The following is a 13,873-nucleotide window of genomic DNA, read 5'->3' as shown; positions in this document are numbered from 1 at the left end:
CGCAGGTCAAGGCGTTTGCTCGAGCCGATATCCATAGCTATAGACGGGTGCAAGCCGAAAACCGTTCTCGGGGCGCAGGCCGAGCTTGCTGCGAATGCGTGAGATATGTGTATCCATGGTGCGCGACGGTATGTCGGGTTCGCGCGACCAGACCGTTTCCTGGATAAAGGCGCGGGACAATGGCCGATCGAGATTTCTGAAAAACAAAAGGGCCAGTTCAAATTCTTTTTGCGTCAATTCCACCGACATGCGATCGCGAGTGACCAAGGTCTTGTTTGTATGAAACCGAAATGGACCGTACTGCAGTGCTTCATCGACAGACTTTCGCTCCGGATAAGCATGGCCGAGCAAGGCGTTGATACGCAGCACGAGCTCCGTGCGCCGCAGCGGCCGGACTATGTAGTCATCGGCGCCTGCATTGAGGGCTGCCAGCGCGTCGTCGGTTTGTCCGCGTTCGATGACGGCAAGCACGGGGCGCCAAGTGTCGGTTTGCCGTGTTCTAATCAATATGTCCGCTATCGGATCATCTCCCGGCCAGTCGCATATCCACAGGTCAACATGATCCGGTTGTGCGGTTGCGACGGCATCTCGATATGACGACGTTACGCAGGCATAGCCAGCGCTGGATAGCGCATCGCTTATCTCCTGTATTGCTTCGGGTGCGCTATGGTCATGTGCGAAGATGGCGATGCGCTCGGTAGACATAAGGACAATTGTTGCAGCGTGCTTCCACGCAATTCATTAGTGAGGAGGCATTGTAAGGCTTGCCGGCAATACCAGCGTCTTGCGATACAACGCCTGCTTTCGTCTGCAGCACCACGGTGACTAGAGGGCAGGATGTCTGCCCAATATGCCTGTCCTCTGTTCAACGGCATGCGCAATTTGCAGCAATTCGAATTCGCCCTGATGGCGGCCGACAATCTGCATGCCGACGGGTAATCCTTCGTCAGTAAAGGCGCAGGGCAGAGAAATGGCTGGATGCATGGTCGCAGTAATCAGATAGCAGGAGCGCATCCATTCGATATAGCTTTCCATTTGCACACCTTCGATTTCAGTGACGTAGGCTTGCTCGATCGGGAATGGCGGCACCTGGTTTACCGGCAGGACAATGAAGTCATAGTTTTGCATGAATCGATGCATGCGCTGGAATAGCCCGGTGCGCAGGTGGTTGGCGCGAGCAAGCTGGGATGCGCTGAGCTTGCGCCCTTCTTCGATATTCCAAACGATCGTCTCTTTCAGTACGCCGGGATGATGGTCCATGACCGCCCCAAGTCCCGATTCAAATGCATAGGCGCGCAAGGCCATGAACACTTCATGCGCATCGCGAAAATCAGGGCAGGCTTCTTCGACCACGCAGCCGAGGTCTGCAAACACTTGCCGTTTTGATTCAAGGGCGCGCAGCACCCGCTTGTCTACGAGAAGCCCTCCCATGTCTGGACTCCATGCAACGCGTACTCCCTTGAAATCGCGGGCGAGCGGAGCGCGAAAGCGCGCACCGTCTTCGGCGATTGCAAGCGGGTCGCGCAAGTCAGGTCCAGCCATCACGGAGAGATGAAGCGCAAGGTCTTCGACATTGCGCGCCATGGGGCCGCTCACCGATAAACTGTCCCAGCCGTCGAGTGCCGGTACCTGGGGTACGCGCCCGACCGATGGCCGCAGCCCGACGACATTGCAAAAGTTTGCCGGGCAGCGCAGCGAGCCGCCCATATCGGTCCCGTCGGCCAGCGCGACCATGCCGGTTGCCAGAGCCACCGCCGACCCGCCGCTCGATCCGCCACAGGTTTTTGACAAATCGTAGGGATTGCGCGTAGCGCCGAATACGGCGTTGAAGGTCTGCGACCCGGCGCCGAATTCAGGCGTATTGGTCTTGCCTATGCTGATCGCGCCGGCCCGTTGCTGGCGTTCCACGATCAGCGCGTTCACATTTGGAACCAGGCGCTCATGAACTTTTGATCCGAAGGTGGTGCGCATCCCCTTGGTCAGCAGCAGGTCCTTGTGCGCGACCGGCAGCCCATGCAGCGGCCCGAGCTGCGCGCCGCGCGCCTGTGCCTCATCGGCTGCGTCCGCTGCCGCCATTGCCTGTTCGGCATGCAGCGTCACGATCGCATTGACCTTGGGGTTGACGTTCTCTATGCGGTCCAGATGCGCTTGCATCACTTCGCGTGCCGAAAGATGGCCGGAGCGAATCTCGTGCGCCATATCCATCGCGCTCATATGGCAAATGTTTTGCGTCACTTTAGTACCCCAATTGTTGCGGGAGCCACAAGGCCAGTTGCGGGACCGCCGTCACCGATGCCAGCGACGTCAACATTGCCAGAGCCATCCATACGGCCCATTGTATCGTCGACCTCATCGTCACGCCGGCAATACCGGTAGTCATTATCAGGTTGACAGCCATGGAAAGCGACAGGCCCAAGGGCCGAAGTCCGGGAAGCACCAATAGAGTGCAAAGGGCCTGAGCACTTTGCCAAATCAATGATGTTCTCGTCTTAAGGAAATATTGTTTTGAATCTCAAGCTTCTTCGTTGAAAAAGAATTTGAAAAAAGATGGCTGATTATTTCTAGAGTCAAAAGCGGTTGTGGCAGTGATGCGCCATGCCCATCAAAACGCACAGCATTTGCAAAGTGCAATGAAGGCTCAGGACAATAAGAGGACGAAACTCAGGGGGGCGGATTTTGAATGGTTGCAGTTGCCGGACTGCCAAACCTTTTGTCGTGCTTATGCGGGAATTCCACAAAAACAAAAGGGCTTACAACGAAATCGCTGTAAGCCCTTGATTTTTCTTGGTGGCCCGGGGCGGAATCGAACCACCGACACAAGGATTTTCAATCCTCTGCTCTACCGACTGAGCTACCAGGCCAAGGCGCGCAAGTATAACAAAGCTATTGGAAATTGCAAAGCCTTTGTGAAAACGGTGATCTGCGCAAAGGCTATAATGCCTCATCGACGGTGGTCAGAGATGCGCCGCCATGTTTCCTACCAAGCTTAGCTTTATGCAAATTCAGAGCAATATCTGTGTCGTCGGTAATGGCGCAATCGGCAAGGCTGCCGCGCTCGGTTTCGCCCAGGCCGGCCTGAGCGTTACCTTGCTGGTGCCGCCGGGCTCCAGTCAATCCACCGTGCATGAAGGCAGTTGGGATGTGCGCGTGTATGCGCTTAATCATGTCGCGCATGAGTTGCTGGCATCCTTGAAGGTGTGGAGTGCGCTCGATGCCGCTCGCGTGACGCCGGTCGATGCGATGATCGTCAAGGGCGACGGCCCGCAGGCGGGCAACCTGAATTTTGATGCCTTTGGCGCGCGTACCGGGGCGCTGGCCTGGATTGTCGAGGATAGCAATCTCAATGGCGCGCTCGATGCCGCGCTGAAGTTTGCCCCGAATCTGCGGATCGTCGCGGCGCGGGCAAACAGGCTGCAAACCGTCGGCCCGGCTGCGCAGATCGACCTCGATAATGGCGACACGCTTGTCGCTTCGCTGGTGGTCGGCGCGGACGGGGCGCAATCATGGGTGCGTGGACAATGTGATATCGGGCTTGACTACCGATCATACGGCCAGCGGGCGATCGTCACCAATTTCGAGTGTGAAAAACCGCATCAGGGTGCCGCCTATCAATGGTTCACATCCGCTGAAGGCATTGTTGCTTTGCTGCCTTTGCCGGGACAGCGCGTATCGCTGGTATGGTCGGCGCCAGACACGCTTGCACAGTCGCTGCTGGCGGGTTCGCCTGCACAACTGGCGGAACGCGTGGCCCAGATCTCTGGACATCAGCTTGGTGCGCTGCACCCGGTGCAACCGGAAGTCGTCAAGGCCTTTCCTCTCAGCCTGATGCGGCCGCATGCGATCACCGCACCGCGCGTCGCTCTGGTGGGGGATGCAGCCCATGTCATCCATCCTCTTGCCGGACATGGTATGAACCTCGGTTTTGCAGATGTCGCAACGCTCGTAAAAACGATGGTCGAGCGCGAGGCCCATCGCGATTGCGGCGACGAAAGGCTGCTGGGACGCTATGCACGTCTGCGCAAGGAAGATATCTTTCTTATGCAGTTTGCAACCGATAGTCTAGAGCGCTTGTTCGCCACGGACTTCGAGCCGGTCAGAATTGCGCGTAATATAGGATTGAACCTGGTCAACAAGTTGCCGGTCATAAAACGGGCGTTGATTTCCCATGCAATGGGAAAGCGAACTTAGGACACATCAAGCATCATCAAGCAATTACGAAGGATTGGAACCGGAGAACATGATCAAATTGACCAGACTCGCAGCCGCTGCGCTGCTTAGCCTTGCTGCCGGTGCAGCGCTTGCCCAGACCGGGCCGGAGCAGGCGATCAAGAAGGCGCTCGAACCGCGGCTGGGCGACGGGGCCAAAGTCGATTCCGTCACCAAGACTCCGTATGGCGGACTGTACGAAGTCCGGATCGGCGGCGATATCTTCTATAGCGATGCCAAGGGCGACTATCTGTTCATCGGTCGCGTGGTCGATACCAAGACCATGCAGGATTACACCAAGGCGCGGGTCGATGAAATCAACAAGATCAAGTTCTCCGATTTGCCGCTGGATTCTGCAATGAAGATGGTCAAGGGTAACGGCAAGCGTGTAATCGCCGTATTCGAAGATCCGAATTGCGGTTATTGCAAGCGCTTCCGCCAGACGCTCAACGAGATGGATAACGTGACAGTCTATACCTTCATGTACAACATCCTGTCCGAGGATTCCGTCACCAAGTCCCGCAACATCTGGTGTTCGTCGGACCGTGTCAAGGCGTGGGATGAGTGGATGTTAAACGGCAAGGCCGCACCCGCCGCACCAGCCAATTGCACGGCGCCGCATGACAAGGTGTTTGCGTTGGGACAGAAGCTGAAGGTGACTGGCACGCCCACCGTGTTCTTTGCCGATGGCACGCGCATTCCTGGCGCGGTCGATGCCAAGGCACTGGAAGGCAAACTCGCATCGATCAAGTAAGCGGCTCCAAACTGCAATCAAAAATGGCGCGTTCCCGCAAGGGACCGCGCCATTTTTCATGCAAAACAAGCTTTTTGGTCTGGAACTATAATCAATCGACCAAAAACGGAGACAAGCCATGTTCAATGCAATTCTTCTCGACAAGAACGATGACGGCACCACCGCTGCCAAGCTGACGCAGCTCGACGATGCGCAATTGCCGACTGATGGCGATGTCACGGTACGCATCGATTATTCGACCATCAATTTCAAGGATGGCTTGGCGATCACCGGCAAATCACCGGTCGTGCGCAAATGGCCGATGGTGCCCGGCATCGATGGGGCCGGCGAGATATTGTCTTCTTCGCATCCCGAATGGAAAGCCGGCGATGCATTCATCTTGAATGGCTGGGGTGTGGGCGAAGTGCACATGGGATGCCTTGCGCAGCGTGCGAGACTGAAAGGAGACTGGCTGATTCCAAGACCGGCTGCAATTTCGGCACGCAATGCCATGGCAATTGGAACCGCCGGCTACACCGCGATGCTGTGCGCGATCGCATTGCAGGAGCAGGGTATCGACAAGAATAGCGGAGAGATACTGGTGACGGGTGCGTCGGGCGGCGTCGGCAGCGTGGCAATCGCGATTCTTTCCGGCTGGGGCTATCGCGTCATCGCGTCGACCGGAAAGGCAGCCGAGGCCGATTATCTGAAGGCACTGGGTGCCGCCGATGTCATCGATCGCGCTGAACTGTCCGCGCCAGGAAAACCCTTGCAGAAAGAGCGCTGGGCCGGCGTCGTCGATTCGGTCGGTTCGCATACGCTGGTCAATTCGATCGCTCAAATACGCTATGGCGGCGCAGTGGCGGCATGCGGTCTGGCCCAAGGTCTTGACCTGCCCGGGTCTGTCGCGCCGTTCATTTTGCGCGGCGTCCGGCTGATCGGTATCGATAGCGTCATGGCACCAAGGGAAAAGCGGATTGCGGCATGGAACCGCCTTGCGACCGACTTGCCTGCATCGAAACTCGAACAGATCACGTCGGAAATTTCGCTGGCCGATGCCATGATCAAGGCTCAAGACATCATTCAGGGCAAGGTGCGCGGACGTCTGGTGGTCAATGTCAACGCCTGATACCAAAACCCCGGCATCGATGCGAACGATCGGCATTCTGCTGGCCGCCGGAAGCGGCAGACGTTTCGATCCAAGCGGCGAAAAGGACAAGTTGCAGCAAGTCCTTGCCGATGGGACGACGGTGGCCGTTGCGGCAGCCAGGCATCTGCTTGCCGCAATGCCGTCGGTAACGGCCGTGGTCCGTGCGGACAATATCCAGCTCGCTACACAATTGAAAGATGCAGGATGCGATGTCACCCTATGCGAAGCTGCTGTACAAGGCATGGCGGTCTCGCTGGTGCATGCGTTGTCGGAGACCAGGGAATCCGCCGGCTGGGTAATTGCGTTGGCCGACATGCCCTTCGTGCAGCCGGCAACTATTCAGGCACTGGCCGCTACGCTCGACGCCGGCGCCGGCATCGCGGTACCCACTCAAAACGGAAGGCGCGGCAATCCCGTTGCGTTCTCGCGTATTCATTTGGATGAGCTGCTTTCCCTGCGCGGCGATGAAGGGGCACGGCGCCTGCTGCAGAGGCATCCGGTCATCGAGATCGAGACGTCCGACCCCGGCATAGTGCGCGATATCGATACCTTGGAAGATCTCGATGCATCCATACGGAACGGTGTCTGAACGCGATTGCCGCCATGGCGCAAGGCGGCCGGATGGAACACGCTCTTGCATTGCCGGTACACTACAAGTCTGACAATTCGACGGCCAACACCGACCCTGCATGAACACCCATTTCGTCAACAAGCGCGTGGCCCATCTCCTTGGCTATGCCGGTCTTATTCCTTTCGTCCTGCTCATGCTGGGATGCTGGGTTGCCCATCCGGACTGGCTGGGTGATTTCATCCGAGGACAGCTGGCTTATGGCATCGCGATACTCTCTTTCCTCGGCGGTATTCACTGGGGCGCGGTGATGGTATCGCCCGACCTGACCATGGAACAAACGCGCAAGGGCTTAGTCTGGAGTATTTCGCCGGCACTGATTGCCTGGTCGTCGACCTTGATGGGCGGTTTCGGCTTTGCGGTACTGATGCTCGGGTTTATCGCCGCCTATCAAGCCGATAAGCGCTTGTCCGTCTGGTACGGAATGCCCGACTGGTTTGTGCCCTTGCGACTGAAGCTAACCTGCATTGTGATAGCCGCCTTGATGCTTTCCGTCATCGCCGCAAATGTGCGGGGCTAAACAAAGGATAAGAATCGAATGAAAAATGCCATCAACTACATCATCGCTCCCAAAGATCCGGCCGCGCATTTATTCGAAGTGAGCTTGACGGTCGATCGCCCCGCACCCGAAGGCCAGGTGGTCTGGCTGCCGGCATGGATTCCCGGCAGTTACATGATTCGCGAATTTGCACGCAACATCGTGCGCATTCGCGCCGAATCGAAGGCGGGCCCGGTTGCATTGACGAAGACCGACAAGCATAGCTGGCTGGCCGCGCCTTGCGTCGGGCGGCTCGTATTGACTTATGAAGTCTATGCATGGGATTTGTCGGTGCGTGCCGCGCATCTCGACCAGACGCACGGTTTCTTCAATGGCACTAGCGTATTCCTGTGCGTGCAAGGACAGGAAAATCTGCCGCATGTGGTTGATATCCGGCGGCCGGAGGGCGATGAATACAAGTCATGGCGAGTGGCGACCGCCTTGCCCGAGCTGAAGGCGCGGCGCTATGGTTTCGGTACGTACATAGCGGGCGATTACGACGAATTGATCGATCATCCGGTCGAGCTTGGCACCTTCGAGCGTGCGACCTTCAAGGCGCATGGCGTGCCGCACGAGATCGTCGTCACGGGACGTGTGCCCAACCTCGACATGGCACGGCTGTGCGCTGACCTCAAGAAGGTATGCGAAGCGCAAATCGCATTGTTCGAACCGAAGACGCGACGCGCGCCGATGGAGCGCTACGTCTTCATGACGATGGCGGTCGGTGATGGATATGGCGGTCTGGAACATCGCGCTTCGACGGCGCTGATCTGTTCGCGCGCCGACCTTCCGGTAAAAGGGCAGCGCGAAAGTAGTGACGGCTATCGCACCTACCTTGGGCTATGCAGCCATGAATACTTCCACACCTGGAACGTCAAGCGTATCAAGCCCGCGGTCTTTGCGCCCTACGATCTGCGTACCGAAGGCTACACTTCGCTGCTCTGGCTGTTCGAAGGTTTCACCAGCTATTACGACGACCTGATGCTGGTGCGTAGCGGCCTGATGGATGAAGAACAGTATTTCAAGACGCTGGCGAAAACCATCAATAGCGTATTGCGCGGAAGCGGCCGCACCAAGCAAAGCGTGGCTGAATCGAGTTTCGATGCCTGGGTCAAATATTATCGCCAGGATGAAAACGCGCCGAATGCCATCGTCAGCTATTACCAGAAAGGCTCGCTGGTTGGATTGGCCCTCGACCTGACGATACGCGAGCAGACGAATGGCAGGAAATCCCTGGACGATGTGATGCGCGCCTTGTGGCTGCGTTACGGACGGGATTTCGCATCGCTGGGACAGGGTATCGCCGAGGCGGAAGCCGAGTCCTTATTCGAGGAAGTCACCGGCCTGAAGCTGAAAAAATTCTTTGATCGCTACGTGCGCGGCACCGAGGATATTCCCTTCGGAAAGTTGATGGCGCCATACGGCATCACTGTCACGGACAATCGAAAGGCTGCGAAGCCGGGCCTGGGTGTGCGCACCACCCGCGACGGTAACGATTGCAAGCTGGCCAATGTCTATGAGGGCGAGGCGGGACATCAGGCCGGTTTATCCGCTGGTGACTTGCTGGTGGCGATCAATGGTTTGCGCGTATCCGCTACCAACCTTGATGCCTTGCTATCGCGTTATCGTGCGGGCGACACTGTTGCAGTTCATGCATTCCGGCGCGATGAGTTGATGACTTTCAATGTCATATTGGCTCAAGGTGAGGCACCGCAGTTTGTATTAGAGGTGCAGGAGAAGACTGCATCGCTGGCACGCAAGCGTGCACGCTGGTTGTCGACAGCAATAGCCTGACGGTTTGTTGGCGCTCCGCATGCTGCCAGACGGCATACGCGCGTCTTCGATGGCATGCAATTTGCCATTCCCTTTCTGACTTTGGCCTAGAAAAGCACTTTATAGACTTTTTCTGTGTTCTATTCTTGTACGCTGTACAAATGCGTGAGGTTTTTACCGGCAGCGAACGAGAACACGAGATGCGCAATCGCAGATGCGTTTCGGAAAGGTGGCAGAGTGCAACGGCATTCTTCCCATCTGGTGCAAAGCGACAAGCCAGGTAAAAGTGCATTGATGATGCGAGGAGAAAACATGAATGTGCAAACCAACAGCGTAATTGGCCGCTCCCTGATTTCCGGCACGGTTGCCGGCGTCACTACGGCGCTGGCGGCATCACTTGCCGGCAAGCGGGAAACAGCTTCCTATGCCGCTCCGCTGAATGCCACCAGCCATGTGGTTTGGGGCGAAAAGGCGGCATGGCAAGACAAGCCTTCGCTCAAATACACCGTGACCGGATTTTTGCTGAATCACGCGGCAACCGTGTTCTGGGCATCAATCTATGAAAAGTGGTTTGCCCCACAGGCAGGAGATCGCAGCAGTTCTCCGTTGCGACCACTGGTGGGGGCGGCAGTGGTCACTGCGGGCGCCTACGTCACCGATTACTATCTGGTGCCGAGACGCTTTACTCCTGGGTATGAAAAGCGACTATCGAATACTTCGCTGACAGGCATTTATGCAATGCTCGCATTGGGGCTAGTCGCGCGGGCGCTGATCGAACGTCGGCGCTAGTACGCTCAGAAAAACAGGCGTTGCAATTCCACGCCCGGATTTTCAGCGCGCATGAATGCCTCACCGACCAGGAAGGTATGAACGTCGGCGTCGCGCATCAGTTTCACATCGTCCGGCTTGAGGATGCCGGATTCGGTCACGACCAGTTTTTCGGGCGGAATGCGCGGTAGAAGCTTGAGGGTCGTCTGCAGAGACGTTTCGAAGGTGCGCAGGTTGCGGTTGTTAATACCGACCAGCCTGGTTTTCAGGCGCAGCGCGGCATCCAATTCATCGCCGTCATGCACTTCAACCAGTACGCTCATGCCGAGTTCATGCGCACAGGCTTCCAGTTCCGCCATCAACCCATGGTCGAGCGCGGAAACGATCAGCAAGATGCAGTCCGCGCCCCAGGAGCGTGCTTCATACACCTGGTACAGATCGATCATGAAATCCTTGCGCAGCACCGGAATGGCGCAGGCGGCGCGTGCCTGTTTCAGATACTCCGGCGCGCCCTGGAAGAACTGCACATCGGTCAATACGGACAGACAAGCGGCGCCATGGTCGGCATAGCTTGCTGCAATTTCAGCTGGACGAAAATTGGCGCGCAAGACGCCTTTGGAAGGCGAAGCCTTCTTTACTTCTGCGATGATGGCTGGATGTCCTGCAGCGACTTTCGCACGTAGACTGGCTTCGAATCCGCGCAGGGTTTGCCTTGCTTCGGTATCGTTTTCCACCTCGCGCCGCAGACTGGCCAAGTCGCGGTATTTCTTCGCGGCGGCGACTTCATCCGCTTTGACGTCTAGGATTTTATTGAGGATATCGGACATGTTCTTGATGAGCCTGTAGTGGACGCGATCGGGGGCTTACGCCGCGCCGAGCTGTTGCGTAACCTGAATGAATTGCTGCAGCTTGCTGCGGGCAGCGCCGGACGCCAAGACTTCGCGCGCTTTCATCAAGCCGTCGCCGATCGCCGGTACGATGCCGGCAGCATACAGCGCCGTACCCGCATTCAGCACCACAATGTCGCGTACCGGGCCCGGTGTATTGTCGAGCGCTTCGAGAATTTTTTGCTTGGACTCGTCCGCACCCGAGACTTTCAGGTTGCGGCTTGCCACCATCTGCAGGCCAAAGTCTTCCGGATGGATTTCGTATTCGCGAATTTCGCCATTGACCAGTTCGCCGACCATCGTGCCGGCACCGAGCGAAACTTCATCCATATTGTCACGACCCCAGACCACTAGCGCATGCTGTGCGCCCAGCCGCTGCAGCACGCGCACCTGGATGCCAACCAGATCCGGATGGAACACGCCCATCAGGATATTGGGCGCGCCGGCCGGGTTGGTCAGCGGTCCAAGAATATTAAAAATCGTGCGTACGCCGAGTTCCTTGCGTACCGGTGCTGCATGCTTCATCGCCGCATGGTGGTTGGGCGCGAACATGAAGCCGATGCCGGTTTCCTCGATGCATTGCGCAACCTGCTCGGGTTTCAGATTGATGTTGGCGCCCAAAGCTTCCAGTACGTCCGCGCTGCCGGATGAGGACGACACGCTGCGGCCGCCATGTTTGGCAACACGTGCGCCCGCAGCAGCAGCGACAAACATCGATGCAGTGGAAATATTGAAGGTATGTGCACCGTCGCCACCGGTGCCGACGATGTCCAGCAGGTTTTCGGTATTCCTGGTTGGGACCTTGGTGGCGAATTCACGCATGACCTGGGCCGCCGCGGCGATTTCACCGATTGTTTCCTTCTTGACGCGCAATCCCATGGTCAGCGCCGCAATCATCACGGGCGACATTTCGCCACCCATGATCTTGCGGAATAGCGACAGCATTTCATCATGGAATATTTCGCGATGCTCAATGCAGCGTAATAGCGCTTCTTGCGGGGTGATCGGCATGGCAGCCTCTTCAAGAATTGTTTGTCTTAATCCCTCTACCTTCCGGAACAGGGATTGATCGCATTTATCTGGTCAGGAAGTTCTTCAGCAACGCATGACCGTGCTCGGACAGAATGGATTCCGGATGAAACTGCACGCCTTCGATGTCGAATTCCTTGTGCCGCACACCCATGATCTCGCCATCGTCGGTCCACGCGGTGACTTCGAGGCAGTCGGGCAGCGATTCGCGTTCGATCGCAAGCGAGTGGTAGCGGATCACCGTGTACGGATTGGGCAAATCCTTGAATACGCCGACGCCGGTATGATGAATCACCGAAGTCTTGCCATGCATGACTTGTTTCGCGCGGATCACCTTGCCGCCAAAGGCCGCGCCGATTCCCTGATGCCCCAGGCATACGCCGAGGATAGGCAGCTTGCCCGCGAATTCCTTCAAGACCGCTACCGATACTCCCGCTTCGTTCGGCGTGCAAGGGCCAGGAGAAATGCAGATACGGTCCGGCTTCATGGCTGCGATCTGATCCAGCGTGATCTCATCGTTGCGGAAAGTGCGCACGTCTTCACCAAGCTCGCCGAAGTACTGGACCAGATTGAAGGTGAAGGAGTCGTAGTTATCGATCATCAGCAGCATGTCAGAGCTCCCCATCCAGTCCGTCTTGTACCTGCTCGGCCGCGCGCAATACGGCGCGCGCCTTGTTTTCGGTTTCCTGCCATTCCATCTCGGGAATCGAGTCGGCGACCACGCCGGCAGCAGCTTGCACATACAGGGTACCGTCCTTGATGACACCGGTGCGAATCGCGATCGCCAAGTCCATTTCTCCGCCAAAGGACAGATAGCCGCAGGCGCCGCCGTAGATGCCGCGCTTGGTTGGCTCGAGTTCATCGATGATTTCCATCGCGCGCACCTTCGGCGCACCGGACAGTGTGCCGGCGGGGAAGGTGGCCTTGAGCACGTCGAGATTGGACAAGTCGGGCTTCAGGATACCTTCGACATTCGACACGATGTGCTGCACATGCGAATACTTTTCGATCACCAGCTTGTCGGTCACCTGCACGCTGCCGGTCTCGGCAATCCGGCCGATATCGTTACGTGCGAGATCGATCAGCATGACATGCTCGGCGATCTCTTTCGGGTCGGCCAGCAATTCCTTGGCAAGCTGGGCATCCTTGTCCGGTGTCGCGCCGCGCGGGCGGGTGCCTGCGAGCGGGCGTATCGTCACCTTGCGCTTGCTGTCATTGGTCTGTTCGTTACGCACCAGAATTTCCGGCGACGCGCCGACAATCTGCATGTCGCCGAAATTGTAGAAATACATATACGGCGAAGGATTCAGCGAACGCAGTGCGCGATACAGCGATAGCGGCGAATCGACGTAGGATTTCTTGAGTCTTTGACCGACCTGCACCTGCATCAAATCGCCGGCCATGATGTATTCCTTGGCCTGTTCGACTGCGCGGATGTAATCGGCCTTGTCGAAGTCGCGCACGGTATCGGTGCGCACCGATGCAGAGGTTACCGGCGCATCGACCGCGCGGCGCAGCATTGCGCGCAAATCCTTCAGTCGCTGGCGCGCCTTCGAATAGGCTTCCGATTGGGTCGGATCGGCATACACGATCAGGTAGAGTTTGCCCGACAGGTTGTCGATGACGGCCAGTTCTTCCGTGACAAGCAACTGGATGTCCGGCAGCCCGAGGTCGTCTTTGGGCGTCGAATTGGCGAGCCGCTTTTCGATATGGCGTACGGTGTCGTAACCGAAGTAACCAGCGAGGCCGCCACAAAAGCGCGGCATGCCGGGACGGATCGCAGCCTTGTAGCGCGCCTGGAACTCGGTAATGAATTCGAGCGGATTGCCTTCGTGGGTTTCGATGACCTTGCCATCCTTGACCACTTCCGTCCTGGTGCCATAGCTGCGCATCAATGTGGATGCGGGCAGACCGATGAAGGAATAGCGTCCGAACCGCTCGCCGCCGACAACCGATTCGAGCAGGAAGGTATTGCGGCCGGCATTCTGAGGCTGCGCCAGTTTCAGGTACAGGGTCAGGGGAGTTTCGAGGTCCGCAAAAGCTTCGGCAATCAGCGGAATACGGTTGTAGCCTTGCGTGGCCAGCGATTTGAATTCGAGTTCAGTCATGTTTCTCTCCGGGCGCTATTGTAGAACGAGAGTCCTATAGCGGGGGTGATAGT

At 57.3% G+C, this 13,873-nt stretch carries 13 protein-coding genes and 1 tRNA gene; 7 read left to right on the top strand and 7 right to left on the bottom strand.

Annotation, left to right across the window (positions count from 1 at the left end; translation table 11 throughout):
* Positions 1-6: 6 nt before the first annotated feature.
* The 3 genes from D3871_RS14775 to D3871_RS14760 all read right to left on the bottom strand — a co-directional run bounded on the left by D3871_RS14775 (position 7) and on the right by D3871_RS14760 (position 2,861).
* A complete protein-coding gene (locus D3871_RS14775) occupies positions 7-705 on the bottom strand; it encodes a response regulator transcription factor (RefSeq protein ID WP_119769576.1) in 699 nt (232 codons plus the stop codon).
* 120 nt (positions 706-825) lie between these two features.
* Positions 826-2,214 carry an amidase gene (locus D3871_RS14770; protein WP_233575671.1) on the bottom strand — a complete coding sequence of 463 codons (1,389 nt, stop codon included), beginning with the start codon at positions 2,212-2,214 and terminating at the stop codon, positions 826-828.
* A gap of 571 nt (positions 2,215-2,785) precedes the next feature.
* Positions 2,786-2,861: transfer RNA gene (locus tag D3871_RS14760), tRNA-Phe, on the bottom strand.
* 133 nt (positions 2,862-2,994) lie between these two features.
* Between D3871_RS14760 and D3871_RS14755 the strand changes: the two genes are divergently transcribed.
* From D3871_RS14755 to D3871_RS14725, 7 genes are all read left to right on the top strand, one after another.
* Positions 2,995-4,188 carry an FAD-dependent monooxygenase gene (locus D3871_RS14755; protein WP_119770091.1) on the top strand — a complete coding sequence of 398 codons (1,194 nt, stop codon included), beginning with the start codon at positions 2,995-2,997 and terminating at the stop codon, positions 4,186-4,188.
* Between the two features lie 49 nt (positions 4,189-4,237).
* Entirely contained in the window at positions 4,238-4,960 is a 723-nt protein-coding gene (locus tag D3871_RS14750; protein ID WP_119769573.1) for a DsbC family protein, read from the top strand.
* A 118-nt stretch (positions 4,961-5,078) separates the two neighbouring features.
* Positions 5,079-6,068, top strand: coding sequence for an acrylyl-CoA reductase (NADPH) (gene acuI, locus D3871_RS14745; RefSeq protein ID WP_119769572.1), 990 nt, complete (start codon positions 5,079-5,081; stop codon positions 6,066-6,068).
* Complete coding sequence (locus D3871_RS14740) at positions 6,055-6,678, top strand: nucleotidyltransferase family protein (RefSeq protein ID WP_233575617.1); 624 nt, start codon at positions 6,055-6,057, stop codon at positions 6,676-6,678. The genes acuI and D3871_RS14740 overlap by 14 nt, the downstream gene beginning before the upstream one ends.
* A 100-nt stretch (positions 6,679-6,778) precedes the next feature.
* A complete protein-coding gene (locus D3871_RS14735; RefSeq protein ID WP_119769571.1) occupies positions 6,779-7,237 on the top strand; it encodes a DUF3429 domain-containing protein in 459 nt (152 codons plus the stop codon).
* An 18-nt stretch (positions 7,238-7,255) separates the two neighbouring features.
* Positions 7,256-9,049, top strand: coding sequence for a M61 family metallopeptidase (locus D3871_RS14730; protein WP_119769570.1), 1,794 nt, complete (start codon positions 7,256-7,258; stop codon positions 9,047-9,049).
* A gap of 291 nt (positions 9,050-9,340) precedes the next feature.
* Positions 9,341-9,817, top strand: a complete 477-nt coding sequence (locus D3871_RS14725) for a hypothetical protein (protein WP_119769569.1) — start codon at positions 9,341-9,343, stop codon at positions 9,815-9,817.
* A 5-nt stretch (positions 9,818-9,822) separates the two neighbouring features.
* On the opposite strand, the gene trpC is transcribed toward D3871_RS14725, so the two are convergent.
* The 4 genes from trpC to trpE all read right to left on the bottom strand — a co-directional run bounded on the left by trpC (position 9,823) and on the right by trpE (position 13,820).
* Entirely contained in the window at positions 9,823-10,623 is an 801-nt protein-coding gene (trpC, locus tag D3871_RS14720) for an indole-3-glycerol phosphate synthase TrpC (RefSeq protein WP_119769568.1), read from the bottom strand.
* 36 nt (positions 10,624-10,659) lie between these two features.
* Positions 10,660-11,694: an anthranilate phosphoribosyltransferase gene (trpD, locus tag D3871_RS14715; RefSeq protein ID WP_119769567.1), complete on the bottom strand. Its 1,035-nt coding sequence runs from the start codon at positions 11,692-11,694 to the stop codon at positions 10,660-10,662.
* A gap of 64 nt (positions 11,695-11,758) precedes the next feature.
* Positions 11,759-12,322: an anthranilate synthase component II gene (locus D3871_RS14710; protein WP_119769566.1), complete on the bottom strand. Its 564-nt coding sequence runs from the start codon at positions 12,320-12,322 to the stop codon at positions 11,759-11,761.
* Between the two features lies 1 nt (position 12,323).
* Entirely contained in the window at positions 12,324-13,820 is a 1,497-nt protein-coding gene (gene trpE / locus D3871_RS14705) for an anthranilate synthase component I (RefSeq protein ID WP_119769565.1), read from the bottom strand.
* Positions 13,821-13,873 lie beyond the last annotated feature (53 nt).

Origin of the sequence: Noviherbaspirillum saxi, from assembly GCF_003591035.1 — a bacterium.
GTDB lineage: Bacteria > Pseudomonadota > Gammaproteobacteria > Burkholderiales > Burkholderiaceae_D > Noviherbaspirillum > Noviherbaspirillum saxi.
Note: the sequence above shows the minus strand (reverse complement) of the source record. Positions and strands in the feature narration are given on the sequence as shown.

Excerpts from the sequence above, each read along its gene's own strand:
- trpD (WP_119769567.1), bottom strand. The coding sequence starts at position 11,694 with ATGCCGATCACCCCGCAAGAAGCGCTATTACGCTGCATTGAGCATCGC.
- D3871_RS14770 (WP_233575671.1), bottom strand. The coding sequence starts at position 2,214 with ATGAGCGCGATGGATATGGCGCACGAGATTCGCTCCGGCCATCTTTCG.
- D3871_RS14740 (WP_233575617.1), top strand. The coding sequence starts at position 6,055 with ATGTCAACGCCTGATACCAAAACCCCGGCATCGATGCGAACGATCGGC.
- D3871_RS14735 (WP_119769571.1), top strand. The coding sequence starts at position 6,779 with ATGAACACCCATTTCGTCAACAAGCGCGTGGCCCATCTCCTTGGCTAT.
- acuI (WP_119769572.1), top strand. The coding sequence starts at position 5,079 with ATGTTCAATGCAATTCTTCTCGACAAGAACGATGACGGCACCACCGCT.
- D3871_RS14755 (WP_119770091.1), top strand. The coding sequence starts at position 2,995 with ATGCAAATTCAGAGCAATATCTGTGTCGTCGGTAATGGCGCAATCGGC.
- D3871_RS14725 (WP_119769569.1), top strand. The coding sequence starts at position 9,341 with ATGAATGTGCAAACCAACAGCGTAATTGGCCGCTCCCTGATTTCCGGC.
- D3871_RS14710 (WP_119769566.1), bottom strand. The coding sequence starts at position 12,322 with ATGCTGCTGATGATCGATAACTACGACTCCTTCACCTTCAATCTGGTC.
- D3871_RS14750 (WP_119769573.1), top strand. The coding sequence starts at position 4,238 with ATGATCAAATTGACCAGACTCGCAGCCGCTGCGCTGCTTAGCCTTGCT.
- D3871_RS14730 (WP_119769570.1), top strand. The coding sequence starts at position 7,256 with ATGAAAAATGCCATCAACTACATCATCGCTCCCAAAGATCCGGCCGCG.
- trpC (WP_119769568.1), bottom strand. The coding sequence starts at position 10,623 with ATGTCCGATATCCTCAATAAAATCCTAGACGTCAAAGCGGATGAAGTC.
- D3871_RS14775 (WP_119769576.1), bottom strand. The coding sequence starts at position 705 with ATGTCTACCGAGCGCATCGCCATCTTCGCACATGACCATAGCGCACCC.
- trpE (WP_119769565.1), bottom strand. The coding sequence starts at position 13,820 with ATGACTGAACTCGAATTCAAATCGCTGGCCACGCAAGGCTACAACCGT.